Consider the following 25,712-nt stretch of genomic DNA (forward strand, 5'->3'; position numbering starts at 1 on the left):
ATCAGCCGGAGCGCCGCGGCACCGCCCGCCACATCTGCAGGGCGGCCACCAGGCCGATCCCGCCGGAGATGGCGATCGCCGGACCCAGGCCGAGTAGTGCCGTGAAGGCAGCCAGCAGCAGCGGTCCGGCGGTGCCCCCGATGTCGGACATCTCGCGCCAGATCCCCAGGAACTGGGCGCGGCCGAGGTCAGGAGCGAAGTCGGCGCCGAGGGTCATCACCATCCCGGCACCGATCCCGTTGCCGAAGCCGAGGATGCACGAGACGAGGGTCAATGTCGCGACACCGTGCGTCAGCGGCATCGCCAGCATCGACAGGCCCATGACCAGCATGGAGGGCACCGTCACCCACCGCCGGCCCCGGATGTCCATCACCCGGCCCGCCGGGTAGAAGACCAGCATGTCGATGGCACCCGAGACGCCGTAGATCACCGAACTGACCTGCGGGCTCAGACCCAGATGCTCGGCCCACAGCGGGATGACGGCCTGCCGGGACTGCCGGACCGCCGACACCAGCAGAATGCCGACGCCGACGGTCGCGAAGACGGTCCACTTCTCGCGCAGGATCGTGCGCACCCGCGGTGCGGCAACGGCGTCGGGCGAGGTGCGGGCGGCCAGTCCGTGACCGGGTAGATCCTTCAGGGTCGCCCCGAGGATCCCGGCCAGCAGCAGCGCGACGATGCACACGACGTACGCGCCTCGCAGGTGCCACAGCGCCATCGCGGCGGCGCCGAGGAACGGGCCGATGAAGACCCCGACCCGCATGACTCCGCCGAGCGTGGACAGCGCCCGGGCGCGGTACTGGGCGGGTACGGCTTCGGTCAGATAGGTCTGCCGGGCCAGCAGGAACACCGAGCTGGCGATCCCGATCAGGAACACGCCGAGCGAGAAAACGGCGAGATTGCCTGCAAACAAACACAATACGGTTGCCAGTACGCCGAGTGCGGACGCTCCGACGATCGCCAGCCGCTCGCCGTACCGGTCGCAGATGATCGAGGCGGGCACGTTGAACACCAGCGAGCCGGCGTTGATCAGCATCACCATCAGGGCGGCGACAGCGACGGAGGCGCCGAAGGAGCGGGCGGACAGCGCTACGACCGGCAGGATGGCGCCTTCACCCAGGCCGAACAGCAGGCTGGGGCCGTAGATCGGCACCGCGAGGCGGCGCAGGTCGCCCGGGGTGTCGTAGGTGGCGACCGGCTGCTGCGAAAGGTTCACCACGCCGCCAATTTTATACGGTCTCTATGTACTCGCTCGCCACACCTTCCCTCGGGTGCGCCAGGATGCGCTGACCGAGTGCCGCGGTGAGGGCGAGCAACCCGCCGGCGACCAGGGGTACGAGGTAGGCATGCGCTCCGGCGACGTGGTCGGCCACCACCCCGCCGACGGCCGAACCCGCGGCGACACCGACCAGCATCGCGGTCAGGACCACACTGAGCGCCTCGTTGATCTGGTGCACCGGGATCAGTTGCTGGGTCAGGTTCATCGAGGTCACCAGGGCCGGGGCCGCGGCCAGTCCGGCGAGGAACATCAGGACTGCGAGCACACCGACCGAACGGGCCAGCAGGATCGGCGCCTGCATCAGCACCAGGACGAGCGCGGACACCAGCAGGACCCTGCGCATCGGCATCCGCACCGTGCGCGAACCGAAACCCAGCGCGGCGATGGCCGAGCCCAGAGCGAACGTGCCCAGGACGATGCCCGCCAGACCCGCGTGACCGAACTGTTTGCTGACCGCGATCGTGACGATCTCGTTGCTGCCGAAGATGACCCCGACCAGGAAGAGGCACACGGCGAGCACCCGGATGCCCGGTTGGGCGATGGCCAGGCTCGGTTGGCGCACATGCTCGGCGCGGGCGGGCGGCTCGGTGCGCCGGTTGGCCATCAGCAGCACGGTGCCGGTGGCGTAGAGCACGACGGCCAGGATGAATCCGGACTCGGGGAACAGCAGCGTGGCCAGCGCGGCGGCCAGCGCCGGGCCGATGACGAAGGAGATCTCGTCGGCCACCTGTTCCAGCGCCATCGCCGAGTGTCGCTGGTCATCCGGGGCCAGATGCACCCAGCGCGCCCGGGACATCGTGCCGATCTCGACGACGATCGCGCTCAGGGAGTAGGTGACGAACAAGGTCCAGGTCGGCCAGGAGAACACCGACGCCAGGACGGTCGCGACCGACCAGGCCACGCCCCACGCCACCAGCGGTAGGGCGATGGTGCGCTGGCCGTGCGTGTCGATGAGTCGGCCGACGATGACCGCGGTGATCGCGAAGACGACCAGTCCCACCGCGGAGACGGCCCCGGCCAGACCGTAGGAACCGGTGCGACCCGAGATCATCGCAACGATCGCGACCCCGAACATCGCGTTGCCGAGGCGTCCGACAGCGGCACTGACGACGAAAGATCGCGCTCCGGGCAGCGCGAGAAGACGGCGGTAGGCGTTCAGGTCAGCGCTGTCCTTCGTCGTTCCAGCGCCGGTCCTCTTCGTCCCACTGCTCGGACTTCTCGTGCGCGGTCTGCAGGGCGTTCTGCGCGGCCTCGGGCGTGTCGTAGGGGCCCATGACGTTGGCGTTGGGCGAGCGGTCCTCGTCGGACTCCACCTGGGCGGTGTCGACGTTGTACCAGTACTGCATGACGGCTCCTCACGGCATCAAACGGGACTGGGGCCAGCCTATGGCGTGCCACCATCAGCCGCTCACGGCGGCGTAGGTCATACACTCGCGAAGTATGAGCGCAACGTACCCCTTGGGCATTGATGTTGGCGGCAGCGGGATCAAAGGAGCGCCTGTCGACCTGGCGACAGGTCAGTTTGCCGACGACCGGTTACGGATCGAAACGCCGCAGCCGTCGACACCGGCCGCTGTCACCGAAGTGATCGCGCAGATCGTGGAGCACTTCGAGGACAAGATCAAGGGCGAGGCCATCGGCATCACCCTGCCCGCCGTGGTGACCCATGGGATCGTGCGCACCGCGGCCAACATCGACCCGGGCTGGATCGGGATGGCCGCCGAGGAGATGCTCAGCGCGAAGGCGGGCCACCCGGTCACGGTGATCAATGACGCGGACGCCGCCGGGGTCGGTGAGTTGCACTACGGCGCGGCCCGTGACCACGAAGGGGTGGTGCTGGTGTCGACGCTGGGCACGGGGATCGGTAGTGCGTTGCTGAGCGAGGGAGCCCTGGTCCCGAACACCGAACTCGGTCACCTGGAGATCGACGGTCACGACGCCGAGCACAAGGCCGCCGACAGTGCCCGGGACCGCGAGGACCTGTCCTGGGAGAAGTGGGCAGGACGGCTGCAGCGCTACTACAGCCACGTCGAGGACCTGCTGTGGCCCGATCTGATCGTCGTCGGCGGCGGCGTCAGCAAGAAGGCCGACAAGTTCCTGCCGTTGTTGCACCTGCGGGCACCGATCGTCGCGGCGCAACTGGAGAATGCCGCAGGCATCGTGGGCGCGGCATGGCTGGCCGATGCCCGGGCCAAGAGTGCGGCTGCGAAGAAGAAGTAGCTGTTACTTCCTTCGCAGTTTGCCGACCGCAGCGGCGACCTGCGACTTGGCCTGCGGCAGATAGGTTTTCGCCGTCTTGCGAACAACCGGCAGTGCCTTGTTGAACGGGGTGTAGAGCGGCGACAGCGGCTTGTCCCACGTCCCGATCAACTGGTCCTCGTGCTTGGCGAACTGCCGTTTGAAATCCGAGATGCCGTCGTTGAGCAGGCCGTTGAAGTCGTAGCGCTGCACACCGATGGCCTTCATCTGCTGCATCGCGTAGAACTTCAGCCCGTAGTTCAGGCGCAGCTTCTGCCCGCGCGGTGAGACCCCGCCGTACAACTCGAACGCGGTGCGCGCGGACGCGACGAGCCAGACGAACGCCACGACCTCGTCGCCCTCCCAGGCGGCCAGCAGATGGGAGTCGCCGCCCATCAGGTCCCGGATCCCGCGGTGGTAGGCGTCGTCGTGGACGGCGAATCCGTTGCGCTCGCCGGTGGCCCGGTTGATCGCCAGCACCGCATTGAGGTCCCGATCGGTGACCACCTCACCGAAACGAACTTCTTTGTTGCGCAGCGACTTTCGGACGTTCTGACGGGTGGTGGAGGTGAAGGCGGCAAGGATTGCGTCCTCATCGGGAGTCAGATCCACGATCAGGGTGTGCGGGATGAGACCGGTGTTGTCCGAGCGGGTGAACCCGCTGGCCTGCAGATCGGCCAGCCACCCAGTGACCGGCTCGGTGAGCTTCTGCGCGATGACCTCATCGGCCGAGGGTCCGCCCTCACCCTTGCCGGGTTGCGCGACCGGGGAGAACGGCTCGGGCCAGTCCGGCTCGATGGTCAGCGCCAGCGGCTTCCGGGTCGCCTTCACGTGGCTCGCGATGGCCTGCAGCACCGTGACGCGATCAGCCTGCGCCGCCTGCGGCCCGCGGGGGATGTACGCCAGGCAACTGATCGGCAGTTTGCGGAAGAGCACCTGGGCGGAACCGATGACCTTCTCGTCGTCGTGCACCAGCAGCCGGGTGACGTCCCACTCGTAACGGGCCTTCAGCGCGCCCCAGCCCCACAGTTGCAACGGGTGCCCGCCGGCATCGTTGACGATGCCGTTCCAGGCTGTTTCGTCCTCGACGACGGTGACCTGAGGGCTCATACGCTCAACCCTAGCCAGGTCCGGTCAGCGGGCTCGCGCCGCCTTGAACGACTTCTTGTCGACCTTTGCCGTCACCTCGAAGGTGCGCTTGTCCTGCCGCTCGGCGTACCCCTGCTTGGCCAGGCGGTGCCACACCACGGGGCACTTCTTGCAGCGCGTGCTGGACTTGCAGCACTTCTTCTTGGTCTTCACGACGGGCACGGCTGTAGCTTAGGCGAGCCTTCCCTGGCTCACCAATTCAGTCGACCTCAGGGGTGACCGCTCCCTGCCCCCGGAAATCCTGCAGGTGCACTCCCCCGTCCACGCCGTAACTGCTGATGTGGTTCAGGTACATCCCCCGGCCTGCCTCGCTGGCGGTGCCGTCGTGGATCGGCACCAGGAGACGGGGCTGGATCCGGCGGACGAACGCGATCGTGTCCTTCACCGCCGACCAGGGGGCGGTGACGGGCACGGCCAGGATGTCGATCGACGTACCCGGATCGGCATCTAACGCGTCTCCGGGATGGAACAGCGTCAGGTCCCCGGAGGCAAACACCAGGCCGGTGTTGGTGATCCGCGGGATGTAGGGGTGGATCTCGGCGTGCTGGGCGCCGACCGGCGTCACGCTGAGATCGCCGATCTCGACCGGCGCGTCACCGCCGGACCAGGCCTGGATCGAGGCTTGATCCGCGAACTGCTCGGCTGTCTGCGGGTCGGCGTAGATCGGCACATCCGGGTTAGCGGCCAACACGGTCGCCAGTTGCTCGCCGGTGACATGGTCGGCGTGTTGGTGGGTGACGAAGACGGCGGTCAGATTCGTGACACCGCTGACGTCGGAGAACCCACCCGGATCGACGAGAACTCGTGTCGAACCGGTGTCGATCAGGACGGCGGCGTGGCCGAGATGCGTCAGTTCCATGGGTTCAACCGTACGATGGGCTTCCGTGAAGTTCCTGCACTCCTCACCCTCTTATGACCTGACGTACAACGACGTCTTCATGGTGCCGTCGCGGTCCAACGTGACCAGCCGCCTGGACGTTGACCTGTCCACGACGGACGGGACGGGTACGACGATCCCCCTGGTCGTCGCCAACATGACCGCGGTCTCGGGTCGGCGGATGAGCGAGACCGTCGCGCGACGCGGCGGCATCGCGATCCTGCCGCAGGACATCCCGATCCACGCCGTCCGCGACACCATCGACTACGTCAAATCACGGCACACCGTCTACGAGTCGCCGGTGACCGTCACGGCCGACGTCCCGGTCTCCTCGGTGCTGGCCCTGCTGGGTAAGCGCGCCCACCGCGCCGCGATCGTCATCGACGACGAGAAGGAACCCGTCGGCATCGTGACCGAGCGTCACCTGCTGGAGCGGGACCGCTTCGAGACGGTCGGCGACGTCATGACCCGTGATCTGGTGACCGTGCAGGACGGCTCCAGCCTGGCCGACGCCTTCGACCTGCTGACCGACAAGCACTTGGATGTCGTCCCGGTCGTGGGCGACGGCAAGCTGCTCGGCGTGCTCACCAAGCGGGGCATCCTGCGCTCGGGGATCTACACCCCTGCGGTCGACGCCCAGGGTCGCCTGCGCCTCGGCGTCGCGATCGGGATCAACGGGGACGTGCAGGGCAAGGCCGAGGCCATGCTCGAAGCCGGCGCCGATGTGCTGGTCGTCGACACCGCACACGGCCACCAGGACAAGATGCTGGACGCCCTGAAGGTGGTGCGCGGCGTACGTGACGCCTCCGGACGCAGCGACGTGCCGATCGCGGCGGGCAACGTCGTGACCGCGGACGGCGTGTCCGACCTGGTGGGCGCGGGCGCCGAGATCATCAAGGTCGGCGTCGGCCCGGGCGCCATGTGCACGACCCGGATGATGACCGGTGTCGGCCGCCCACAGTTCTCAGCGGTACTCGAATGCTCCACGGCGGCAACGGAACTCGGAGCCCACGTGTGGGCCGACGGCGGCGTCAAGTATCCCCGCGACGTCGCGCTGGCGCTGGCCGCCGGCGGCGCCAACGTCATGATCGGGTCGTGGTTCGCCGGCACCTGGGAGTCCCCCGGTGACCTCAACCGCGACCACGACGGACGGCTCTACAAGGAGTCCTTCGGGATGGCGTCCGCGCGCGCGGTGCGCAACCGCACCTCCACCCAGTCGGCCTACGACCGCGCCCGGTCGGCGATGTTCGAGGAAGGCATCTCCTCCTCGAAGATGTTCCTGGCCCCGGATCGACCCGGTGTCGAGGACCTGATCGACCAGATCATCGCCGGTGTCCGGTCCTCCTTCACCTACGCGGGCGCCCGCACGATCGCGCAGTTCCACGAGCGGGCGACCGTCGGCGTGCAGTCCGCCAGCGGGTACGACGAGGGCCGCCCCCGCGAAACTTCCTGGTGACGAAGCGAATCCGCTAACCATCCGGGGTCATGGTCCAAGGGTCTGCGGACGGTTGACCCGTCCGACGCAGCTAGCCCTCACCGCACCGGTTCGCTGCGCGAGCGGTTCTACGTGCGCTGACCCGTCCGACGCAGCTAGCCCTCACCGCACCGGTTCACTCGCGGGCGGTCCACTGCGCGAGCGGTCCGACGTGCGCTGACCGGTCCGACCCAGCTAGCCCCCGAGGCGCGGGCCCCCGCGGCCGCGGTGCCCTTACCAGTTCACTGCGCGAGTGGTCCGACGCGCCAGCGGTTGTTGCTTCGCCATTGTTTGGAACCACCACCGCGCGGCGCCACGTAGAACTCCAACACCCCACCGCGCATCCGGACCGGAATGTGTTCGTGATGGACCCGGCGGTGGTCCGAGGCGCATAACGGTGCCAGGTCCTCCAGGTCCGTGGTGCCGCCCGCGGCCCAGGGTTCTCGCCAGTGATGACCCTCAGTCCACCCCGGTGGTCGATCACACTCAGGAAACGCACACCCGCCGTACCGGTTCTCCGCCGCCCGCCTCTGGTGTTTGGTGAACAGCCGCCTCGCCCGGCCCAGATCCAACGGCAACGACGCACCGTCAAAGACCTGCGGGATCAAATCGGCGTTGCAGGCGATCCGGCGCGCTTCGCTGGCACTGATCCGTCCCCCGGTCGACAACGTTGCCGCCCGCACCCCCAACGCCAACGTCTCGTAATCCAGGTTGACCGTCAGCACCGCTGAGATTCCACCGGCTCCGGGCAGTTTGTCCAACGGCAAGTGCTCACACAACTGCGCCAACGCCCGACCCTGCCGGTGCGCGGTGTCCATCGGCAGCCCACCGGCCTCCGCCTGTTCGGCGGCGTCGATGTCTGCATCGGCCTGCGCCCCGGTCACCGCCCACCCGTGACCACCTGCCGCGGGCTCGGAAACCGGGCCCTCGGTGCCGCGCGCCCAGTCGGGCGCACCAACCTGCGTGTCCTGGGCCGCCGCACCACTGCCGGCCCGGGCACCATGGTCCGTCGTGTCGCCGCGGCCAGCGGTTTCCAGGTGGAAGCGCCGTGGCGCGCTGATCCCTTCCAACATCGTCTTGAGCATCTGCGCCTGCAACTCCGGCAGCGTGAACCCACCCTTGAACAACCCCGGCTTATGTTCCCGCATCCAAAACGAGGCCTGCTCCCACGCCGCCTGCTCCTGATCCACCAACTGCGCATCCTCATGCGCATCCGCGCCGGCGACGTCCTCGAACGACTCCCGCATCCGCGTTGCCCGCCGCCGCAGATCCGTCAACGTCGAGTTGGGCGCTGCCTGCAGCAACGCCTGCTCCGCCGCGTCCCGGTCCGCCTGCGACACCGTGTCCGGCAACGCCGCCAACCCCCGAGCGATAACCCCCGCCTGATCCCGGGACACCCCACCGCTGGTCAACACCGAACCCGTCGCCGGTGCCTGCTGCAACTGCTCACCGAGAGTCACCAACGCCTGCGCGTCCCGCCGGTCCCCACCGAACTCCCCCGACATGATCGAGGACACCTCCGCCACCGAACCACCCGTGGACGTCACCGCCGACCGCAAAGCCGACGCGACCGACACCAACACACCGTCGATGCGCGCCTTGGCCGAACCCAACCGGCCCGAAGCCCGCCGCGCCGACTCCACCGACATGCCCTCCCACGCCGGCAAACCACCGAACCGGTCAAGCACGTCATGTAACTCATCGAGGAGCAGGTCCACCGGGTCCGGGGCCGGCTGAGCCGGGATCGCAGCCGGTGACCGCGTCGAAACAACCGCCGGCGACGCACACCCAACAACACCGGCGGTAGCCAAATGCGCGCTGAGAGAATCACGTTCGGTGATTTTCACGATCGCGTCACCCCTCCCCGGTGTCTCGACCCTGCATCTGAAAACCACCCTACGACCCAGCACCGACAACCAACCGGCCGCAAACAAATCTGTGGACAGCGAGACGAGTCAGAACGCCCGAACGGCGCGGTCGCTAGCCAAGAGAACGTCACCGGGGGCGTGGTGAAGGAGGAATTGGCCGATACGCCTTGCTCCCAGCGAGGTTCAACAAGTCGGCCCCGCGAAACCTGCTAGTTCGTAGGCGGGTCAGGGTCTTTCGCGTCGCTACCGCCGTCTTATCCGTGGGCCGCGTATTTGCTGGCTGGCGTCAGCAGGGCGGCGGTCATGCCGAGAGCTGCAACGGGCGCTGTCAGGCCGCCGATCAAGATAGTGAGGAACCCGACTGCGGTCCAGGCCGCCAGAATTACGGCTATGGCCAGTGCAAGAGCCCGGCTCCCGACCCACACCCCGGCCGAAAGCGCAACAGCCATGAACAATGGTCCACAAAGCGCCACCGCCCCGACCACGGCCCAAGTGCCAGAAGCCTGCACGATGGGGACCCGAGGCTGCGGGCCAGCCTCCCCCGAGTCAATTGTGTAAAGCGGTAGCCACAACGTGGCGCTTGCGACCACGGCGGCAACCACAACGGTCGCGGCAGCAAGTATCCGGGCCGCCCTAGACGGTGGGCGAGTCTGCACAGGTAGTGGCGCGGGCATGGGCCCGAACGTCCATCCGGGATCGGTGGGTCGCTGATCGGCCGCCACGGCCAAGCCCCTTCGGTTGGTGTTTCTGGACCGCCTGAGCGATCGCTCAGCCGAGCGTAGCAGATGGCTGAGCGAGTGCTCAGCCGATGCGGCACAATGGCGGCGTGACCCCTTCAGCACCGACGCCTTCCACCGCGGAATTGACTCGGCAACGGCTGACCCAGGCTGCGTTCGAGGTCGTGCGCGATCAGGGTTGGGCCAACGCGTCGGCACGGAACATCGCCGCGCAGGCGAGCGTGAGCCAGGCGCTGGTTTTCTACCACTTCGGCACGGTCGATGATCTGGTCGCCGCTGCATCGGACCTGGCCGTTACAGATGCGATCGCGGCCCAACGACCGCTGCTCGCCGACGCATCGACGCTGACCGAACTGGTCCATGCAGGGCGGGCATTGTCGGATCAGCACCGATCTGACGGCAACACCTCGTTCATGGCCCAAGTGATGGCCGCGGCGCAGCACAACGCAACGATGGCAGCCGCTGCCGCGCGAGCCCTCCAGCTATGGGAGAACGAGATAGTGGGTGCCCTGCGCCGGATCACCGGCACCGGTGTCGCTGGAGAACTGCTGGACGTCGAAGACCTTGCGCCGTTGATCACCGCCGCATTCGTCGGCACGGAGTTGTATGGCGGCATCGACCCAACGGCACCGGATCGTGCCTCGAGAGTCCTCGAGTCCGTCGGCCAATTCGCCGCGGCGCTGGATGAATTGGGTCCTGCACCGAAGCGTGTCCTGAAGTCGGCAGTACGCCGAATCCGCAGACGCTGGAGCCAGCAGGTCAGCCCGGCTTCAGGATGAGCTGGCCGATACGCTGACGCAGCGCCGTCGAAGAGACGCGCGGTGACCCACGTTTCCCCGCTCACCGGCTTTAGTGGAGTTTACCCGACGGTGCCCGACCCACGGCTGTCGAATTGCACCGATACCTGCGGCGTCGATGAGCAACCCGGTGATTTCGTTGTGGCGCACCCGGCTCCCTTTCGCGCCGCTCATCAGTGCCACTGACGTCATCCCAGACAGTCGTCCGAGTTTCGTTCGCTGACCGAACTTGCGATCGTGTTCTCAAAAGTATGGGAGCGTGCTTCGAACGTTAGTAACCCCGCGCCGATGATGAGTGCGCCAGAAAGGCCGGCGACCGGAGGTAGGACGGCGTACAGCGAGGAAGCGGGGATCAGCACTACGGCAAGGACAGTCCGTCCGACAAGCAGGTTCCCGGTGCGTTGGAGCCACACCAAGACGGTGCCCAGGAGGAAGACGGATACCCCGCCGCAAAGGGTCAGCGCTCCGAACCATCCGAGTGGCTCGGAATCAGTGATGTGAGCCATCACGCCTTCGACACCAAGAGCGGTCAGAATGACGCCCGCGACGATCACATAGTGCAGATCGAGAAAGGCGCGATTGCCCGCAACCGCCCGTGCAGCACCTGTGTGCAAAGCCAAAGCTTCCTCAGCAGCGGGCGCGAATCGGTCGAAGTAGGTCCACCACAGCAGGAAGGCGCCACCGATCGCAAGGCACGCACCAGCTACTGCCCCGGTATCCACCTCGACCTCACGAAGCCCCACACCGACCGACACGACCGACTTACCCACCGCGAGCATCACGACAAGGCTGTAGCGCTCCGCCCAGTGCACTACAGAACCGATTCGCCACTCCTTGCCGCCGCGTGAGACGAGGAGTACGAGTGTGAGATCGACGAACCACGCTGCGATCCATAACCACGCCTGGATGCTGCCGCCCAGCGTCGCGCCAAGGAACAGAAGCAGGAAGGTAGGAGTGAGCGAGATAGCGAAAGTGCGGATCGTCACCCATTGCAAATGACGGTTGTCCCCGGCCGCCAGGACAGACAGTCCGACATGAATGACGCGGACAATCAGGTAGCAGGCGACCAGAAGGAATGCAGCCCGGTTTGGCCCCGACGTATGGGCGAAGGCATCCGGCATCGCCAGCGCGATGACAAAAACCGCTGCCGCCGCGAAGGCCATGCCTAGCCGAGTGAGGCCACGGTCCGCGCGGGCGCGGTTGGCCAACCATGTATACGGCGCCCAAGACCACCACAGAATGCCCAGCACGGTCAGCCCGCGAAGAACGCTCGCCGCGTCGTGCTCATGAGCCATCAGGGCGGTCACCTGGGTGAACGCGAACACGAACACGAGATCAAAGAAGAGTTCGAACTGCGTAACCCGGTGGTGCTCGGTCGGGGGCTCAAGCAAGCGCGGCAAACGCCGTCGCGGAGCTGAATTGTCCCTAGCCATGGTGGCCCATGTTGGCACACTTGTATCTAAAGGTGACGTTTCTGTCACTGGCTACCTGGTCACTCGCTTCGTAGCGTCATTGCCATGAGCGAAACGATGCGTGCAGTTCGTCAGGATGCCCTCGGGGGGCCCGAAGTGCTCGTCCTTGGTGACATGGACAGGCCCAAGCCGAGCATTGGCGAGGTGCTCGTGCAGGTGCACGCGGCGAGTGTGAACCCGGCCGACGTAATGAACCGGCAGACGGGGATCTTCAGCGGCCAGCCGCCGTTCGTGCCTGGCTGGGACGTCTCCGGCGTTGTCGCCGAGGTCGGGCCCGGTGTCACGATTCTTCGCCCGGGCGACGAGGTCATGGGCCTGTTGCCTTTCCCCCGCGGTGGCGGAGCGTATGCGGAGTACGCCGTAGCGCCCACGCGTACGTTCGTTCCCAAACCTGCCCTGTTGTCGCACGTGGAAGCGGCTGCGCTTCCGCTGGCTGGACTGACCGCGTGGCAGTCTCTGGTAGAGACTGCGGGCGTGGACGCCGGCTCTCGAGTGGCCATCACCGGAGCGGCCGGAGGCGTGGGGCATCTCGCAGTGCAGATCGCCCACGCCCGCGGGGCTCACGTGATCGCGGTCGCCTCCGGCGCGCAGAAGGAGTACCTGCTGGGGCTCGGCGCGAATGACGTGATCGACTACCAGACCACCGACTTCTCAACCGCAATCAGCGACGTGGACGTGGTGTTCGACGTAATCGGCAACGACTACCCGCAACGCGCGGTGCAGGCCGTGAAGCGCGGCGGGATCATCGTGACCACGTTGCCGCAAAGCCTCGCAGCAGCCGTCCCAGCTGCGACCTCCGGTGGCGTCCGCCTCGACGGCCTCTTCGTGGAGTCCGACCGGATGGGCCTGACCGCTCTTAGTGATCTGGTGGCTGACAGGGAATTGCGTCCAACGATCGCCGCGACCTACCCGCTCGCCGAAGCAGGAATCGCACAGTCCACCAAGCACGGCTACGGCAAGGTCGTCCTCACCGTCGTGTGAGCTTCAGGCCGCCAAACAAGTAGGAATCAACATGGCCAATTCCACCATCGTCCTGCATCGAGATTCGCCCGCCGTTGCACGCATCACCTACACCAACCCGCCCGTCAACCTGATCACGGGCGACACCGTCCGGGATCTTGCCGCCGTCGTGGACACACTTCTCGGCGACCGGCACCTGCAGGTAGTGGTGTTTGACAGCGGCACCGAGGATTTCTTCTACAACCACTTCGATCTCGCCCACCTGGACCACTTTCCCGGGCCAGACGTTGCGACCGGTCACGCGGTATTCACCGACATTGTGCTTCGCCTGTCGACGGCGCCGTTCGTCACAATCGGCGTCATCCGTGGCCGCACCCGCGGAGGCGGCAACGAGTTGGCGCTCGCATTTGACCTGCGGTACGCGAGCGCAGAAAAGGCATTCTTCGGGCAGCCTGAAGTCGGCACCGCAGTTGTTCCGGGCGGCGGCGGCACGGAGCGACTGCCCCGCCTCATCGGTCACGATCGTGCCCTCGAAGTCATCCTCACGAGTGCCGACTACGACGCGAGCACAGCAGAGAAGTGGGGGTGGGTGACCCGCACGCTCCCCGACGCTGAGCTCGACTCCTACGTCGCCGGGGTCGTTGGCCGACTGGCGAGTTTCGACCTCCAAAGCCTGACAGCCGCCAAGGGAATGGTCGGTCGCGCATCGCTGCCGCCCACGGCTGACCTCGTGGCGGCCTACGGCGAGTTCGAGCACGCTGTGACGCAACCAGGATTCCAGGCACGGGCGACCGCGACCGCGCACCTCACCCCGCAGGAAGCGATCAACCTCGAATACAACCTCGGAGCAGCGCTGGGGGAAGCAGCGCTACGTCGCACACAGGAGTGACGGTTTGAACCAACCGCGCGCCACAAGACCTGCACTCAACACCCGCGGTTGCCAGCAACACACCGACGCCACGTTCGTAGCGGAACGATACGATCGGGTCAATGACTGCCCAGCACCGCGTCGCTGTCCTGGCACAAGACCATGTCTACCCGTTCGAGCTCGGGATTCCTGCACGTGTCTTCGCTGCGGCAGAGGCTGGATACGAGGTTCTGGTCTGTACTCCTGACGGAAAACCGGTAGTAACGAACGCGGGTTTCCGGGTGACCCCGGACCATGGACCCGAGGTGCTCGCCTCGGCCGATACGGTGATTGTGTTGCCTGTCGACGCGTACCGGCTCACAAGGCAACTCCCCCCGCTCGTGCGCGAGGCACTGGCGATGATCCCACCGGGCACCCGGGTCGTGTCGATCTGCACCGGCGGCTTCACGCTTGCATCAGCAGGGCTGCTCACCGGTCGGCGCGTGACCACGCACTGGGAATGCGCACCTCTATTCCGTTCCTGGTTCCCGGACGTCGAGTTGCAGGAGAACGTCCTGTTCGTTCACGACGGCGACATCCACACCTCAGCGGGAGCGGCGGCCGGTATCGACCTGTGCCTGGACCTGGTCCGCGCCGACCACGGGGCACGTGTTGCCAGCCGCGCAGCACGTCGCTGTGTCGTGTCGCCATTCCGTGAGGGCGGTCAGGTGCAGTTCATCGAACGCCCCATCTCAGACACACGCGACACCTCGACCGCACCCGCGAGGGAGTGGGCGCTCAGTCACCTCAACGAGAAGATCACGGTTGCCGACTTAGCTCGCCTCGCGCACATGAGTGAGCGAACCCTGGTGCGCCGATTCACCGACGAGACCGGTGTCGCACCCCGCCGCTGGCTCACCCTGCAACGTCTCGCTCGCGCCCGCGAACTACTCGAAGAGTCCGAATTGCCCATTGAGGTGATCGCTACCGCCGTGGGCTACGCGACCGCTACATCGCTGCGTAACCACCTCACCGCCGAGGTCGGGTTGCTCCCCGCTGCCTATCGGCGCACCTTCCATCGGCCCGCCGAGATTGATCGCTGACACGTAGGTGTCCGTGGCAGGGCCAGTCGAGATTGCCGGTCCCGTATCTACCTTGGAGTCGTCGGCCACCCGCATCGGGCGGGTGCTTTCGACCCCAGCGGAAGGACTGCAATGCCCTACTTCACGACCTCCGACGGAACCCAGCTCTACTACACCGACCTCGGGACTGGTAAACCGGTCACCTTCAGCCACGGCTGGCCGCTCAGCTCAGATGCGTGGTCCACAGAACTCAAGCTTCTCGCCGACGCAGGCTACCGAGTCATCGCGCACGATCGCCGCGGACACGGTCGCTCGCAGCAGACATACACGGGCAACGACATCGAGACCTACGCGAAAGACCTGGGTGAACTGGTCGAGGCGTTGGACCTGCACGACGTCGTTGCGGTCGGCCACTCAACAGGGGGTGCCGAAGCGGTCCGGTTCGCTGCCCGTTACGCGAACGGCCGCGTGCGCAAAGTGTTCACAGCCGGAGCTGTACCCCCCGTCATGGTTCAGTCCGATACGAACCCCGACGGCACCCCGATCGACGTATTCGACGGAATCCGTGCCTCCGTTCTCGCCGACCGCTCAAGCTACTGGAAAGAGCTTGCCTACCCGTTCTTCGGCTACAACCGCGACGGAGCGGTGGTGTCGCAGGGTGCCATCGACGATTTCTGGCGGCAGGGGATGCTCGCCGGACTGGTGCCTGCGTACGACTGCGTCAAAGCGTTCTCTGAGACCGACCTCACCGAAGATCTCGCCGCGCTCGAGGTGCCCATATTCATTGCCCACGGCGAGGATGACCAGATTGTTCCGATCGGCGATTCGGCCGCAAAGGCAATCGAGATCGTCAAGCACGGCACCTTGAAGGTCTACCCGGGCGCCCCCCACGGCATCTCTGGCGCATACCAGGCAGAACTCGACCAAGATCTACTCGCGTTCATCGCTGACTGAACTGGATCTGGTGCAAAGCGGTCATGAAGACGATAAACGCCGCAAATCAAGACGTCGTCGCAACAAACGGAGTGAGCTACCGGTATCGGAGGTTCGGAACCAGCCCCGACAAGGTTCCGATGATCTTCCTGCAACACTTCCGAGGCAACCTCGACAGCTGGGACCCGGCTCTGATCGACGCAATCGCCCGCGAACGCGAAGTGATCCTCGTCGACAGCACTGGAGTGGGCGGATCTTCTGGCGTTGTTCCGCCGACGGTGGCTGAGATGGCACGAGACATCCTGGCCTTCGTGGACGCGCTCGATATCGACAACTTCGACGTGTTCGGGTTCTCGCTCGGCGGATTCGTGGCGCAGGATCTTGCGCTGTTGCGGCCGACGCACGTGCGCTCACTCATTCTGGCCGGGACCGGCCCGTCGGGAGCACCAAGGATGCACGGCTGGCGGGAGGACATCCGTCGCGAGGCGCACCATGATGAGAGCACCGCTGAGAGCCTGCTCTACATCTTCTTCGCGCACACCGATTCCTCTCGGGCGCTCGGGAAAGAGTTCCTCGGTAGAGCTTTCGCGCGCACGGACGTCCGTGACGAGCCCACGACAGTTGTTGTTCGGGACGCCCAGTACGACGCCATCGTGGAGTGGGGCATTCCCAGCCTGCAGCGGCTAGAACGGCTCACGGGAATCGGGCAACCCACCCTGATCCTGCAGGGTGACAACGACCTGATGATCCCAACCCCAGGCAGCCATCTGATGGCCGGGTTAATTCCGGACTCCCGCATACACATCTTCCCGGACGCCGCACACGCCTCCATCTTCCAATACCCAGAGGAGGCGGCGCTGCTGGTCCTGGACCACATCGACACACGCGCAACCTCGGATCAGACCGACATACTCGACGGTGCAGGCACATGAGCTCACTTCTCAGCAGAATCGTTGACGCGCACGGTGGCGACCGCTGGTCGCAGGTCAGGGCCCTGGCGGCTACCCGGCAGTTCGGCGGCGCATTCTGGGGACTGAAACAGGTCGCCGGTATCGCGGAGCAGGGACGTTTCGTCGTTGATCTCGACCGCGAGCACACCCGTCTCTACAACTTCGGCGACCCGGACCTGCACACGGACTTCACGCCCGATCGAGTGGAGATCCGAGATGCCGCGGGGACGGTAGTCGAAGCCCTGGACGACCCGCGGGCTTCGTTCGCCGGCCACGAGTTGACCACGCCGTGGAGTCGGCTGCAGTTGGCCTATTTCACCGGGTACGCCATGTGGACCTACAACACCGAGCCGCAATCGTTCCTGCTTCCCGGCGTCATCACCGAGGAGACTGGCCTCTGGGTCGAGCCCGACGGCAGCAAGTGGGAGCGGCTGCAGATCACCTATCCACCCGAGATCGCCACACCCACCCAGGTCCAGACGGTGTATGCGGACTCCGACGGTGTGCTCAGGCGACGGGATTACGAGGTCGCAATCGCCGGCGGTTCGCCCAGTGTGGAGTACATGACCGGGCACTTCCAGGTGGACGGACTGCTCCTGCCGCGGCTGCGCGAGATCTACGTGCGCGACGAGAACAATCACGCGCTGCCGGAGCCCCTGATCGTCTCCATCGAGATCGGCGATGTCGAGCTGACCTGATTCGTATATGGGACGAGCCGACCAGCGGCTAGAACGCACCCCGAAGTACGGGGGTGATTGGTCTACTCCACAGTGGGTGAGCTCGAGAACAATCAGCGACGTTGCGATGCATGCGGAAAGCTGCGGTGCGCCTCGCCCAGGACTGGGCGCACCATTAGCACTGTGTAGCCGGGAGCAGCTACGACATCGAGAGCGTGGAACTCAACTAGTTGGCCGCGCTTGTCGCCCAGGTCCAAGGAGATTGTGCCGCTTACAAGAGGGCCTACTTCGGCCCGACTCCAGGCATCACTGAATGCGAGATCGTCCGCCAGCGACTCCAGGACCTCAGCACGTCGAGGATCCTGAGGCAACGACCTGAACCGTAGGGCCGCTGCCACGTTCTTCGCGAGATCGGACCACCCCGGCTGCTCACGAGCCAAGGCGTTGGAGAACACATACACGGCCAGGTTGCACCCCGGCCCGAGCCGACCTGAACTCAACTGCGCCGCAAGAGCAGTCGACGCCACGACGTCCAGGTTCCGGTCGACGACGAACGCGGCCACGCCAGTCCACCGCTGCATCAACTGCACGAGACGAGCGACCTCGGCGCGGGCTGGTGGGCTCGTGTCCCCAGCCACAATGCGACGCAGGTGGCCACGGGCAAACTCATCCAAACCCAAAGCCCGCGCCAGCGCTTCGAGCACCTGGTCAGAGGGGTTGTGCTCCCGCCCTTGTTCCAGCCGCACGTGGTAGTCCACCGACACTCCGGCGCGCTGCGCGACCTCCTCGCGCCGAAGGCCCTTGACACGCCGCTCTCCCGGCAGCTTCAGGCTGTCTTCGTCCGGCACCGCGACCGCGCGGCGAGCGCGAAGAAACTCCCCCAGGGGTGAGCGCGCACTCACCCCACCAGCAGCCTCCTTCCTCGCCCTCCCGCCACTGGTGGCCGAGCGGGGCGTCGTGCGGGTCACCCGACGTCGAACTGGTCTCATCCGACTCGGCCCAGACCTAGTTGGTCCAAGGCGCGTGACGAAGCACTCCCGCCTTTCGCATCGAAGGTAGTGAGCACCCATCGAGGGGAAGAGGGCACAACGAAGATCTGGTAACCCAGATCGAGATCAACTTCACCGGCGACCCTGTGGTGATACTGCCCAGACGTCAACGTGCCGACGTCGTGCCTGGACCACATCCACCGGAACTCAGGTGATGAACGCTCCAGACCCGTCACCACGCGACGAAACCTCCGATCAAAGGGATTGCCCCGAAACCTGAGGGTCGCAGTGATCTTCCTCGCTGCACGCTCCCAATCACCGAATTGGCCCTGCATACGATGCCCGAACATTGACTCGATGACGTTGTTGCCCGAGGACCACTCTCCTTCGGTGAGCGCGTCCAATGCGGGATTGGCGGCGACGATGTCGAAGTTGGTGTCGGCGACGAGGACGGGCTGCTTTCCCAGGAGCTCGACAATATGCGCGACCCTTTCGCGCGCAACGTCGTCTGCGGTGGACTCCGGGTCCCGCAGCGCCTGTAGTTCAACAAGACGCACCATGAACGGCAGGGCCTCATCCCCTAACAGCAGGGCGTCCGCGAGGGCCTCGATCACCTCCCGCGACGGTTGACGGTCGCGCCCTTGCTCCAAGCGCAGGTAGTACTGCCGCGAGATGCCGGCGCGAAGTGCTACTTCTTCGCGCCGCAGCCCCCGAACTCGACGTCCCTGCTCGGGCTCCAACCCCACCTCCGCCGGTGTCAACGCCTCACGACGGGCACGAAGAAACGATCCCAACGGAGAGCTCATCCGGCCCACGCCCTCTCGTTACCGTTCATCGCTTGTGGCCGGTTGGCTTCTGGCCCAGGCCAGAAGCTGAGCTGTGGAGCTCTGCCGAATGTTCCCGTCCTGATTGACAGTCTTCGAATCGAACACGAGTGTTGCCCGGCCCGGATTAGACGAAGACCAGTCGCACCTGATGAGGACAGACTCCACGTGCAGCTGGTCGCCGGCAACGGTGGCGGAGGGCCACGTCAGGTCCACGGCTTTGCCGACTAGGCCCGTGGCCAACGGAATGGACTCAACGAGAAGCCTCATCGTGATCGCGGCGGTGAGCCACCCGCTGGCCACCAGACCGTTGAAGAATGTGCCTTGCGCCTGCACGGGGTCCAGGTGAAAGGGCTGCGGGTCGTATTGGCCCGAGAACGAGAGCATCTCTGTTTCGGTGACCAGGTGCCCGGTCGAGGTAAACGTGTCCCCCACTGTGAGTTCGTCGGCCCAGACCCCGGCTGGTTGAGTCGCCCGAGGCACCACTAACCGTTTCGCTGTGTTCTCCGACATGTGTCACCTTCCTCGATTTCTCTGCTGATCGTGAACTGCGGGTCACCCGCGGCCATTCGGAGGTCCCCCGCGGCCGGTGTTGTCGATTACGCCTGGTCGACCAGCCTGGACAGCCCTGCTCGTACGGCGCGAGTTGTTTCGTCGGCGAGTACTTCTCCGGCACCCTCACGTAGTCCGTCGTAGACGGCGCTGACCACGTCTTCAGGTGTATTCATGGCAGGGATGTCGAGTCCGGCGTTCATCGGAGTGTCAGTGAAGGCGAGGTAGACGCCCATGACGTGGACTCCTTGTGGGGCTAGTTCGAGCCGTAACCCTTCAGTTGCGGACCAGAGGGCCGCCTTGGAGATGCTGTAGCCCTTGCCCATTGCCAACCAGCTGAGCACAGACGCCACGTTGACCACGGCACCGCCTGCCTCCACCAGACGCGGTGCGAACGCGCGCGTCGTGAGCAAGGGTCCAAACAGGTTTGTGGTGATCTGGGCCTCGATGTCCTCGACATCCCCGGTGAGCAGGTCTCCCCGCCGAAGGATGCCGGCATTGTTGATGAGGATGTCGATATCAGGCGCCACCGCCGCGGCCTCGAGGATCGCGCCGCGATCCGTGACGTCCAACGTGAGCGGCACGATGCGGTCGTCGTTCCAACTGCGCGGTGTCCGTGCTGCGGCGTAGACCTTACGTGCTCCGCGGCTGAGCGCCTGCCGCACGAACTCGGTTCCGAGGCCGCCGTTCGCGCCCGTAACCAGCACCACGGCGTTCTTAATCTCAGTCATCTGTTTGTTCCTCGCTTTGTGCTGTCCGGGAAATGCCACCGCCCCTGCTCGTACACGAACAACGGGCTACCGGCGCCGGCCGCAGCGGCAACCGTTGTCGCGCCGAGCAGGTTCATCGCAGTGAACGCACGCTGCCTGGGCACCCAGCGGTCGAAGTCGATTTCGACCGTGTGGAGTTCCATAGACCCTCATTAACTTGCTTAACGAAAGTTGACCGCGTTGAAGCTAACACCTAAACTTTCTTGAAGCAAGCTAGGAGGAAATGATGGCATTGCGATCCGACTGGAGCGACGATGTGTGCCCAGTGGCGCGAGCGATCGACGCGATCGGCGATCCGTGGACGCTGCTCGTGTTGCGCGAAGCGCTGGCTGGCGCGCGAAGGTTTGAACAGTTCAAAAGACGGCTGACTGCGGCCGATAACGTCCTGGCCGCACGGCTCTCGCGGATGGTCGAGCAAGGACTACTGGAAGCCCGCCCTTACTCCGCGGGAGGCCGGCCGCGCCATGAGTACGTCCCGACCCGGGCAGCCGAAGATGCCGTGCCCATTCTGCAGGCGTACGCGGCGTGGGGCCACGCCCACCGCCCCAGCGAGTCGGAGAATCCCAGGTTCGAAACGATCTGTGGGAAGTGTGGAAGCACCTCTCAACGGGCGGAGGTGTGCGAATTCTGCGGCGAACTCCTGAGTGTGGAAAACGGAGTCGTCTGGCAGCGCCCTGGCGGATGGGACGGGCGCCGCGTGCAACTGACGGGAGCAGAATCGTGAGCACGACGGCCGGGGTGACGGCCGGCCAAGACGCTCTCATCGCCCCAACGCGCGCACGTGTTCCACTCAACGCTTTCAGTATCGGTTTCGGTGTCGCAGGCCTCGCTGGTACCTGGACGCAAGCGTCTCACTCTCTTGGAGCGCCGCAAGTTGTGGCTGAGATTCTTTGGTTGGCCGCCGCGGCAACATGGGTGATCAGCATCGGCCTGTATCTCGTTCGAAGTGAAAGCGTCCAGCAGGTCGGCCGAGACATGGGCGATCCGACCCTTGGGCCGTTCGCATCGCTGGTGCCGGCGACAGGGATGCTGCTGGCAGGCCACCTCTACGCGACTGTGCCGCGCGCCGGAAAGCCGATGGTGGTCGCGATGGCCATAGCTGCCCTGGCGTTCGCGGCCTGGTTCATTGCTCAGTTGCTCACTGTTCCCCGAGCGATGGAGGCCGTACACGGCGGTTACTTTCTCCCAGTTGTCGCCGCCCCGTTCATCGCAGCACAGGTGCTCGCGGTCGCCAGACTGGGATCACTGGCGCTCGCGATGTTCGGTGTGGGAGTCGTGTGCTGGATGCTCATGGGCGGTGCCCTCCTAGCTCGCCTGATGAACGGACCGCCGGTCCCTGGAAAGCTTCTGCCCACGTTGGCGATCTTCGCCGCCCCTCCCGCGGTCGGGGGCAACGCGTGCTGGGCTATGACAGACGGTCACCCGGGTGCCGTGGGCACGGTGTTGGTCGGGCTGATGGTCGCGGTCGTGACCCCGAACCTGTATCTGATCCGCCGGTACCTGTCACAACCGTTCGGAATCGGGTTCTGGGCCTTCACATTCACCACCGCAGCGACAGCAACGTTCTCAGTTCGGATGCTGTCGACAACCACAGGCACGGGAGTTGTCTTCTCGGCGTGGTTGGCCGTCACGCTCGCCACCCTTCTCATTGCGGCCATTGCCGTGCGGTCCATCGTCATGTGGTCGCCTTGGCGGCGTCGGCGCTGGTCCCAACCCGCGGGCCAACACTGATCAACGCAGCCAACAGGAACGCTTGCGCAGGTCAGACCGCAGTGCTGCAGGCCAGCAGCCCAGGATGGAGGACGAGCTGGCCGATACGCCGGGTATCGCCAGAATCAGCGACGAAACGGCCCTGAACTGCGACTATAGACCTTCTATTGAGTCCGCGGTCCGCAGGGAGTCCGCACGAGAACCGAGAACATCGTCAACCGCGGCCCTGGTCCGCTCCCCCGAGTCCGGCCAGAGATGCGAGTACGTCCGCAACGTCTCCTCCGCGGACTTGTGCCCGAGCCGGTCCTGGACGACGGTCACACTCTCGCCGTGACTGATCAGCAAGCTGGCATAGAAGTGCCTGAGCGCGTGGAATCCAACCCGGTCGCCGCCGGCCTTCCTAACGGCCCGCTGCCACACCTGATTGAACCCCGACCGATATAAGGCGCCACCGGCCACGTTCGTGAATACCAGGCCGTCGGGATGATCCGAAGGGAACTGCAACAAGTGAGCGGCCAGCGCCGACGACACCACCTTCGGAAGCGGGATCGTGCGATCCGACGACTCCGTCTTGGTTGGCGCGAGAATCGGCTTCTCCCCCGCCAGTCGCCGGATCTGCTGGTCGACGCGAACTTCCTTCTGCTCCAACCGGATCCGGTCCCGCGTCAGGCCGAAAACCTCCCCCTGCCGCATCCCAGTCCCGGCCGACAATGTCACCATGGCCCGGTATCGCTCCGGCATCGCGTCCGTGATCGCCAGCACCAGTTCGGTGCTAATCACCTCGATCTGTCGCGCCGGAACCGGTCGTGGCTTCACTCCGACGCACGGTGACACCGCGATCTTGCGGTCGCGCACCGCCGACTTGAAGATCGTTCCCACGAACCGCCAGATCACCTGACCTGTGGCCGGAGTGACAGACCAGCCCGACACCATCGCTTGAAGATGCGACGGCATGATCGCCCGCAACGGCAGCGACCCGATCACCGGGTACACGTGCAACCGAAGGTGTCGCTCGACGATTTCAGCCGTCGACGGCTTGTGAGTCTGGATCTTGCGCCACGTCTCCGCGTACTCCCGGAACGTGATCTCCCCCGCCCGCGGATCCACGTACTGACCCGTGAGTCGGGCCGCGGTGACCTCATCGAGCCACCGCTTCGCGTCGACCTGCCGACCGAAGTGCCGAGCGTGTTCCTTGCCCGCATCGTCCCGGTACCGCGCCCGCCACTTTCCGTTGGGACGCTTCGCGATTGAGCTACTCGGCATGGTCTATGTCCTCGAAAATGTCGGAGCCCCTGCCCGAACGGTTCGCCGGCGGCTGCCTGAAGTCGATCTTTTCGGCGCTGCCTTCCTGTGGTCGCTCATAGAAGTTTCGGAGCTGCTGGATCTCCTGCATGGCCGCCTCCAACAGCTCCTCAGCTCGTCGAAGATGGACAGCCGTAACCCGGCGTCCGGCTTGACGTGCCGTCTCCCGCAGATTGGCGTAAGACTGCGTTGCCGCCCACAAGCTCGTGCCGAGCAAGTCGTCGAGCGCGCCGACTTCGCCCATCGAAAGTCCCTGAGTTCCGTTCTCGACCCGCGACACCGTCGTCTGTCGCCAGTGACCAAAGCCGGCGTTCGCCATCTCCTTGGCGAGCCGCTCCTGCGACCAGCGCTTCTCCTGTCGCGCATGCTTCACCCCAGCCGAGATCGTGTTCATATCGCGGCTGCCAGCCTCAAAGTGCAGATCGTCGAAGTCGCGGGTCTCGTCGGTCACTGAATGAACCTAACACGGATGGTGTTGACAGTCACCGGTAGCGCGTGTAATCCTCCTTGCATAGAGCCAACACATTCCGTGTTGGCGCGCACTAGAAAGGGCCGCACCCATGACCACCACCACGAAAAACGACTTGATGACGCTGGAGGAAGTCGCAGCCTGGCTGCGCAAGTCCCAGTCGCAGCTTCGCTGGATGCGGCACAACCGAACCGGCCCGCGATCCGCCCTCATCGGCGGCCGGATTACGTACCGCCGCAGCGAGGTCGAGGCCTGGCTCGACGCGCAGTTCGACGAGGACGACCTCGCCGGGTGACCAACCCGACGACCAACCAAGCACCACCCGGCGGATCCACGTCGCCGGTCTACAGGAAAGGAACGCACGATGAGCACTACTAAACCCGCACCATGCCCGCCCTGGTGCACCTGGGACCACACCCAAGACCCGGAACCGACGCACCCCGACGACGACGTCTACCACCGCCAGATCATCCACGACGACCCGTTCTGGACGATCGAAGTTGGCGCGTGCCAGCGATCCGACGGCACCTTCGCCCCCGTCATCGGTGCGAACATCGGCGACGACTTCGCGCCCGACGAAGCCCGAGCCCTGGCCCGCGACCTGTTGCGCGCTGCCGACGTCCTCGACGAGATCCTCCGCAATGAAGTAGCCGCCGCCGAGCAGCAACTCGACGGCGGCCAGTTGGCGACCAACTTGGGAGAGGGTGCCGCCTCAGACTCTATCCGCCCACGAGGCCGGCGGAAGAAATCCGCGACGCGATGACCTGGAGCAAACTGTCGGACGACTTCTCCGACGACTGCTGGACACTCACCGACGCGGCCTTCCGACTACACGTCGAGGGCCTCGTCTGGAGTAACCGCAAGCTCCTGGACTGCCGCATCCCCAAGGACGACGTCCGCCGGTTCGCGAGCCACCCCGAGATGGTGACCGAACTGGCGGACGTCGGCTGGTGGCAGGACGAGGGAGACGCCTGGCTGATTCGTCATCACGCCCGCTACCAGCGTCTGAAGAAGGACGTCCTCAAGCAGCAGGCCGCAAACGAGGCGAACGGCAAGAAGGGTGGCCGCCCGCGACGAGAGCAGGCCCAAGACCTCGACGAGAAAACCCAATCGGTTAGCGATTCGGTAAGCGAAACCGAAACCGAAAGGGACAGGCCAGGACAGGACTGGCAAGGAAGGGAAGGCGGTCTGAAAACCAATGATCACGACAAGCAAAACCCAGCCGAAGCCTGGCCCGAGGATCTTCGTGATGATCCCTTCTTCGCATCATCATTCGTCGCCCAAGATGTGCCCGTCGTGAACCCGACGAGCAACCGGTCCTGTGCCGACTGCGGATCCACCGACGTGCAAGCGGGCAAGGCCCGCTGCGAACACTGCCTCCCGATCTTCCTATCCGGCGGCACAAGGAGGTCAGCATGACCGACACCCCACTTCAACGATCGATCACCGCACGACGACGCGCCACCGCCCTGATGCTGCACTACCTGGCCGACGACCTCGAAGGAATGCAAGCCATCGTGACCGGCGTACCCAGCGACGAGGCCGGCGCGATCCTGATCGGCATGTGCGAACTAGCAATCCACGCACAACCCGCTCTCGCCACGCCCACGGGCATCGAGGTCCTGCGCGACCTTGCTGCCCGCTTCGCACTCCAAGAGGGGAACCCCGAGTGAAACCCTGCATCTCCTGTGGTGAACCCAGCGACGCGACCCGCTGCGACCAGTGCCGCCCACCCAGCACCCCGAAACCCTCGTCG

30 protein-coding genes are annotated in these 25,712 nt (G+C 65.4%); 15 read left to right on the forward strand and 15 right to left on the reverse strand.

What is annotated here, in order from left to right; genetic code table 11:
- Window position 1: 1 nt before the first annotated feature.
- The 3 genes from AZH51_RS13560 to AZH51_RS13570 are packed head-to-tail and all read right to left on the reverse strand — an operon-like array spanning window position 2 to window position 2,625.
- Window positions 2-1,219: an MFS transporter gene (locus AZH51_RS13560; protein WP_291525174.1), complete on the reverse strand. Its 1,218-nt coding sequence runs from the start codon at window positions 1,217-1,219 to the stop codon at window positions 2-4.
- 10 nt (window positions 1,220-1,229) lie between these two features.
- Complete coding sequence (locus AZH51_RS13565; protein WP_367188053.1) at window positions 1,230-2,438, reverse strand: MFS transporter; 1,209 nt, start codon at window positions 2,436-2,438, stop codon at window positions 1,230-1,232.
- A 1-nt stretch (window position 2,439) separates the two neighbouring features.
- Complete coding sequence (locus AZH51_RS13570) at window positions 2,440-2,625, reverse strand: methionine aminopeptidase (protein WP_291525176.1); 186 nt, start codon at window positions 2,623-2,625, stop codon at window positions 2,440-2,442.
- Window positions 2,626-2,719: 94 nt separating this feature from the next.
- Between AZH51_RS13570 and ppgK the strand changes: the two genes are divergently transcribed.
- Window positions 2,720-3,499: a polyphosphate--glucose phosphotransferase gene (gene ppgK, locus AZH51_RS13575; RefSeq protein WP_291525178.1), complete on the forward strand. Its 780-nt coding sequence runs from the start codon at window positions 2,720-2,722 to the stop codon at window positions 3,497-3,499.
- A gap of 3 nt (window positions 3,500-3,502) precedes the next feature.
- Here ppgK and AZH51_RS13580 read toward each other — a convergent pair whose 3' ends face one another.
- The 3 genes from AZH51_RS13580 to AZH51_RS13590 are packed head-to-tail and all read right to left on the reverse strand — an operon-like array spanning window position 3,503 to window position 5,525.
- Entirely contained in the window at window positions 3,503-4,627 is a 1,125-nt protein-coding gene (locus tag AZH51_RS13580; RefSeq protein ID WP_291525180.1) for a peptidoglycan bridge formation glycyltransferase FemA/FemB family protein, read from the reverse strand.
- Between the two features lie 24 nt (window positions 4,628-4,651).
- Window positions 4,652-4,828: a hypothetical protein gene (locus tag AZH51_RS13585; RefSeq protein ID WP_291525182.1), complete on the reverse strand. Its 177-nt coding sequence runs from the start codon at window positions 4,826-4,828 to the stop codon at window positions 4,652-4,654.
- Window positions 4,829-4,865: 37 nt separating this feature from the next.
- Entirely contained in the window at window positions 4,866-5,525 is a 660-nt protein-coding gene (locus AZH51_RS13590; RefSeq protein ID WP_291525184.1) for an MBL fold metallo-hydrolase, read from the reverse strand.
- A gap of 25 nt (window positions 5,526-5,550) precedes the next feature.
- Here AZH51_RS13590 and AZH51_RS13595 point away from each other — a divergent pair, with 25 nt between their 5' ends.
- Entirely contained in the window at window positions 5,551-6,999 is a 1,449-nt protein-coding gene (locus AZH51_RS13595) for a GuaB1 family IMP dehydrogenase-related protein (protein ID WP_291525186.1), read from the forward strand.
- Between the two features lie 260 nt (window positions 7,000-7,259).
- Here AZH51_RS13595 and AZH51_RS13600 read toward each other — a convergent pair whose 3' ends face one another.
- Entirely contained in the window at window positions 7,260-8,864 is a 1,605-nt protein-coding gene (locus AZH51_RS13600; protein WP_291525188.1) for an HNH endonuclease signature motif containing protein, read from the reverse strand.
- Window positions 8,865-9,711: 847 nt separating this feature from the next.
- Here AZH51_RS13600 and AZH51_RS13605 point away from each other — a divergent pair.
- Window positions 9,712-10,401: a TetR/AcrR family transcriptional regulator gene (locus AZH51_RS13605; protein WP_291525190.1), complete on the forward strand. Its 690-nt coding sequence runs from the start codon at window positions 9,712-9,714 to the stop codon at window positions 10,399-10,401.
- Window positions 10,402-10,607: 206 nt separating this feature from the next.
- Here the strand turns inward: AZH51_RS13605 and AZH51_RS13610 are convergent, their stop codons facing one another.
- Window positions 10,608-11,852 (reverse strand): low temperature requirement protein A, encoded by a 1,245-nt coding sequence (locus AZH51_RS13610; RefSeq protein ID WP_291525192.1) that lies wholly within the window; start codon window positions 11,850-11,852, stop codon window positions 10,608-10,610.
- An 84-nt stretch (window positions 11,853-11,936) separates the two neighbouring features.
- On the opposite strand from AZH51_RS13610, the gene AZH51_RS13615 reads away from it, so the two are divergent.
- From AZH51_RS13615 to AZH51_RS13640, 6 genes are all read left to right on the forward strand, one after another.
- Window positions 11,937-12,872 carry an NADP-dependent oxidoreductase gene (locus AZH51_RS13615; protein ID WP_291525193.1) on the forward strand — a complete coding sequence of 312 codons (936 nt, stop codon included), beginning with the start codon at window positions 11,937-11,939 and terminating at the stop codon, window positions 12,870-12,872.
- Between the two features lie 31 nt (window positions 12,873-12,903).
- Window positions 12,904-13,740 (forward strand): enoyl-CoA hydratase/isomerase family protein, encoded by an 837-nt coding sequence (locus tag AZH51_RS13620; protein ID WP_291525195.1) that lies wholly within the window; start codon window positions 12,904-12,906, stop codon window positions 13,738-13,740.
- A 101-nt stretch (window positions 13,741-13,841) separates the two neighbouring features.
- Window positions 13,842-14,801, forward strand: a complete 960-nt coding sequence (locus AZH51_RS13625; protein WP_291525197.1) for a GlxA family transcriptional regulator — start codon at window positions 13,842-13,844, stop codon at window positions 14,799-14,801.
- 111 nt (window positions 14,802-14,912) lie between these two features.
- Window positions 14,913-15,734 carry an alpha/beta hydrolase gene (locus AZH51_RS13630; protein ID WP_291525199.1) on the forward strand — a complete coding sequence of 274 codons (822 nt, stop codon included), beginning with the start codon at window positions 14,913-14,915 and terminating at the stop codon, window positions 15,732-15,734.
- Between the two features lie 119 nt (window positions 15,735-15,853).
- Complete coding sequence (locus AZH51_RS13635) at window positions 15,854-16,645, forward strand: alpha/beta hydrolase (RefSeq protein WP_291525201.1); 792 nt, start codon at window positions 15,854-15,856, stop codon at window positions 16,643-16,645.
- Entirely contained in the window at window positions 16,642-17,361 is a 720-nt protein-coding gene (locus AZH51_RS13640; RefSeq protein WP_291525203.1) for a hypothetical protein, read from the forward strand. Before AZH51_RS13635 ends, AZH51_RS13640 begins: the two co-directional genes overlap by 4 nt.
- Window positions 17,362-17,453: 92 nt before the next feature.
- Here AZH51_RS13640 and AZH51_RS13645 read toward each other — a convergent pair whose 3' ends face one another.
- The 5 genes from AZH51_RS13645 to AZH51_RS13665 all read right to left on the reverse strand — a co-directional run bounded on the left by AZH51_RS13645 (window position 17,454) and on the right by AZH51_RS13665 (window position 20,618).
- On the reverse strand, window positions 17,454-18,242 hold the full coding sequence (locus AZH51_RS13645; protein WP_291525205.1) for a helix-turn-helix domain-containing protein: 789 nt from the start codon (window positions 18,240-18,242) through the stop codon (window positions 17,454-17,456).
- 83 nt (window positions 18,243-18,325) lie between these two features.
- Entirely contained in the window at window positions 18,326-19,135 is an 810-nt protein-coding gene (locus AZH51_RS13650) for a helix-turn-helix transcriptional regulator (RefSeq protein WP_291525206.1), read from the reverse strand.
- A gap of 18 nt (window positions 19,136-19,153) precedes the next feature.
- On the reverse strand, window positions 19,154-19,666 hold the full coding sequence (locus tag AZH51_RS13655; RefSeq protein WP_291525208.1) for a MaoC/PaaZ C-terminal domain-containing protein: 513 nt from the start codon (window positions 19,664-19,666) through the stop codon (window positions 19,154-19,156).
- 86 nt (window positions 19,667-19,752) lie between these two features.
- A complete protein-coding gene (locus tag AZH51_RS13660; protein ID WP_291525210.1) occupies window positions 19,753-20,436 on the reverse strand; it encodes an SDR family oxidoreductase in 684 nt (227 codons plus the stop codon).
- Entirely contained in the window at window positions 20,433-20,618 is a 186-nt protein-coding gene (locus AZH51_RS13665) for a hypothetical protein (RefSeq protein ID WP_291525211.1), read from the reverse strand. Before AZH51_RS13665 ends, AZH51_RS13660 begins: the two co-directional genes overlap by 4 nt.
- A gap of 80 nt (window positions 20,619-20,698) precedes the next feature.
- Between AZH51_RS13665 and AZH51_RS13670 the strand changes: the two genes are divergently transcribed.
- Entirely contained in the window at window positions 20,699-21,199 is a 501-nt protein-coding gene (locus tag AZH51_RS13670; RefSeq protein ID WP_291525212.1) for a helix-turn-helix domain-containing protein, read from the forward strand.
- Window positions 21,157-22,206, forward strand: coding sequence for a hypothetical protein (locus tag AZH51_RS13675; protein ID WP_291525214.1), 1,050 nt, complete (start codon window positions 21,157-21,159; stop codon window positions 22,204-22,206). Before AZH51_RS13670 ends, AZH51_RS13675 begins: the two co-directional genes overlap by 43 nt.
- A 132-nt stretch (window positions 22,207-22,338) precedes the next feature.
- Here the strand turns inward: AZH51_RS13675 and AZH51_RS13680 are convergent, their stop codons facing one another.
- Together AZH51_RS13680 and AZH51_RS13685 are read right to left on the reverse strand one after the other, a co-directional pair.
- Window positions 22,339-23,448 (reverse strand): site-specific integrase, encoded by a 1,110-nt coding sequence (locus AZH51_RS13680; protein ID WP_291525216.1) that lies wholly within the window; start codon window positions 23,446-23,448, stop codon window positions 22,339-22,341.
- Window positions 23,438-23,938, reverse strand: coding sequence for a helix-turn-helix transcriptional regulator (locus AZH51_RS13685; protein WP_291525218.1), 501 nt, complete (start codon window positions 23,936-23,938; stop codon window positions 23,438-23,440). Before AZH51_RS13685 ends, AZH51_RS13680 begins: the two co-directional genes overlap by 11 nt.
- Window positions 23,939-24,047: 109 nt before the next feature.
- Here AZH51_RS13685 and AZH51_RS13690 point away from each other — a divergent pair, with 109 nt between their 5' ends.
- The 4 genes from AZH51_RS13690 (at window position 24,048) to AZH51_RS13705 (ending at window position 25,629) form a co-directional block, all read left to right on the forward strand.
- A complete protein-coding gene (locus AZH51_RS13690; protein ID WP_291525220.1) occupies window positions 24,048-24,251 on the forward strand; it encodes a helix-turn-helix domain-containing protein in 204 nt (67 codons plus the stop codon).
- A 69-nt stretch (window positions 24,252-24,320) separates the two neighbouring features.
- The gene (locus AZH51_RS13695; protein ID WP_291525222.1) at window positions 24,321-24,719 is read left to right on the forward strand and encodes a hypothetical protein; all 399 of its coding nucleotides are present in this window, start codon (window positions 24,321-24,323) and stop codon (window positions 24,717-24,719) included.
- On the forward strand, window positions 24,716-25,375 hold the full coding sequence (locus AZH51_RS13700) for a hypothetical protein (RefSeq protein WP_291525224.1): 660 nt from the start codon (window positions 24,716-24,718) through the stop codon (window positions 25,373-25,375). The genes AZH51_RS13695 and AZH51_RS13700 overlap by 4 nt, the downstream gene beginning before the upstream one ends.
- Window positions 25,372-25,629 (forward strand): hypothetical protein, encoded by a 258-nt coding sequence (locus AZH51_RS13705; RefSeq protein ID WP_291525226.1) that lies wholly within the window; start codon window positions 25,372-25,374, stop codon window positions 25,627-25,629. Before AZH51_RS13700 ends, AZH51_RS13705 begins: the two co-directional genes overlap by 4 nt.
- The last annotated feature ends 83 nt before the right edge of the window (window positions 25,630-25,712 follow it).

It is taken from the genome of Branchiibius sp. NY16-3462-2 (assembly GCF_001594145.1).
GTDB lineage: Bacteria > Actinomycetota > Actinomycetes > Actinomycetales > Dermatophilaceae > Branchiibius.

Coding starts and splice junctions, on each gene's coding strand:
- AZH51_RS13570 (WP_291525176.1), bottom strand. CDS start 2,625: ATGCAGTACTGGTACAACGTCGACACCGCCCAGGTGGAGTCCGACGAG.
- ppgK (WP_291525178.1), top strand. CDS start 2,720: ATGAGCGCAACGTACCCCTTGGGCATTGATGTTGGCGGCAGCGGGATC.
- AZH51_RS13580 (WP_291525180.1), bottom strand. CDS start 4,627: ATGAGCCCTCAGGTCACCGTCGTCGAGGACGAAACAGCCTGGAACGGC.
- AZH51_RS13590 (WP_291525184.1), bottom strand. CDS start 5,525: ATGGAACTGACGCATCTCGGCCACGCCGCCGTCCTGATCGACACCGGT.
- AZH51_RS13610 (WP_291525192.1), bottom strand. CDS start 11,852: ATGGCTAGGGACAATTCAGCTCCGCGACGGCGTTTGCCGCGCTTGCTT.
- AZH51_RS13615 (WP_291525193.1), top strand. CDS start 11,937: ATGAGCGAAACGATGCGTGCAGTTCGTCAGGATGCCCTCGGGGGGCCC.
- AZH51_RS13620 (WP_291525195.1), top strand. CDS start 12,904: ATGGCCAATTCCACCATCGTCCTGCATCGAGATTCGCCCGCCGTTGCA.
- AZH51_RS13625 (WP_291525197.1), top strand. CDS start 13,842: ATGACTGCCCAGCACCGCGTCGCTGTCCTGGCACAAGACCATGTCTAC.
- AZH51_RS13630 (WP_291525199.1), top strand. CDS start 14,913: ATGCCCTACTTCACGACCTCCGACGGAACCCAGCTCTACTACACCGAC.
- AZH51_RS13635 (WP_291525201.1), top strand. CDS start 15,854: ATGATCTTCCTGCAACACTTCCGAGGCAACCTCGACAGCTGGGACCCG.
- AZH51_RS13640 (WP_291525203.1), top strand. CDS start 16,642: ATGAGCTCACTTCTCAGCAGAATCGTTGACGCGCACGGTGGCGACCGC.
- AZH51_RS13650 (WP_291525206.1), bottom strand. CDS start 19,135: ATGAGCTCTCCGTTGGGATCGTTTCTTCGTGCCCGTCGTGAGGCGTTG.
- AZH51_RS13655 (WP_291525208.1), bottom strand. CDS start 19,666: ATGTCGGAGAACACAGCGAAACGGTTAGTGGTGCCTCGGGCGACTCAA.
- AZH51_RS13660 (WP_291525210.1), bottom strand. CDS start 20,436: ATGACTGAGATTAAGAACGCCGTGGTGCTGGTTACGGGCGCGAACGGC.
- AZH51_RS13665 (WP_291525211.1), bottom strand. CDS start 20,618: ATGGAACTCCACACGGTCGAAATCGACTTCGACCGCTGGGTGCCCAGG.
- AZH51_RS13670 (WP_291525212.1), top strand. CDS start 20,699: ATGATGGCATTGCGATCCGACTGGAGCGACGATGTGTGCCCAGTGGCG.
- AZH51_RS13675 (WP_291525214.1), top strand. CDS start 21,157: ATGGGACGGGCGCCGCGTGCAACTGACGGGAGCAGAATCGTGAGCACG.
- AZH51_RS13680 (WP_291525216.1), bottom strand. CDS start 23,448: ATGCCGAGTAGCTCAATCGCGAAGCGTCCCAACGGAAAGTGGCGGGCG.
- AZH51_RS13690 (WP_291525220.1), top strand. CDS start 24,048: ATGACCACCACCACGAAAAACGACTTGATGACGCTGGAGGAAGTCGCA.
- AZH51_RS13695 (WP_291525222.1), top strand. CDS start 24,321: ATGAGCACTACTAAACCCGCACCATGCCCGCCCTGGTGCACCTGGGAC.
- AZH51_RS13700 (WP_291525224.1), top strand. CDS start 24,716: ATGACCTGGAGCAAACTGTCGGACGACTTCTCCGACGACTGCTGGACA.
- AZH51_RS13705 (WP_291525226.1), top strand. CDS start 25,372: ATGACCGACACCCCACTTCAACGATCGATCACCGCACGACGACGCGCC.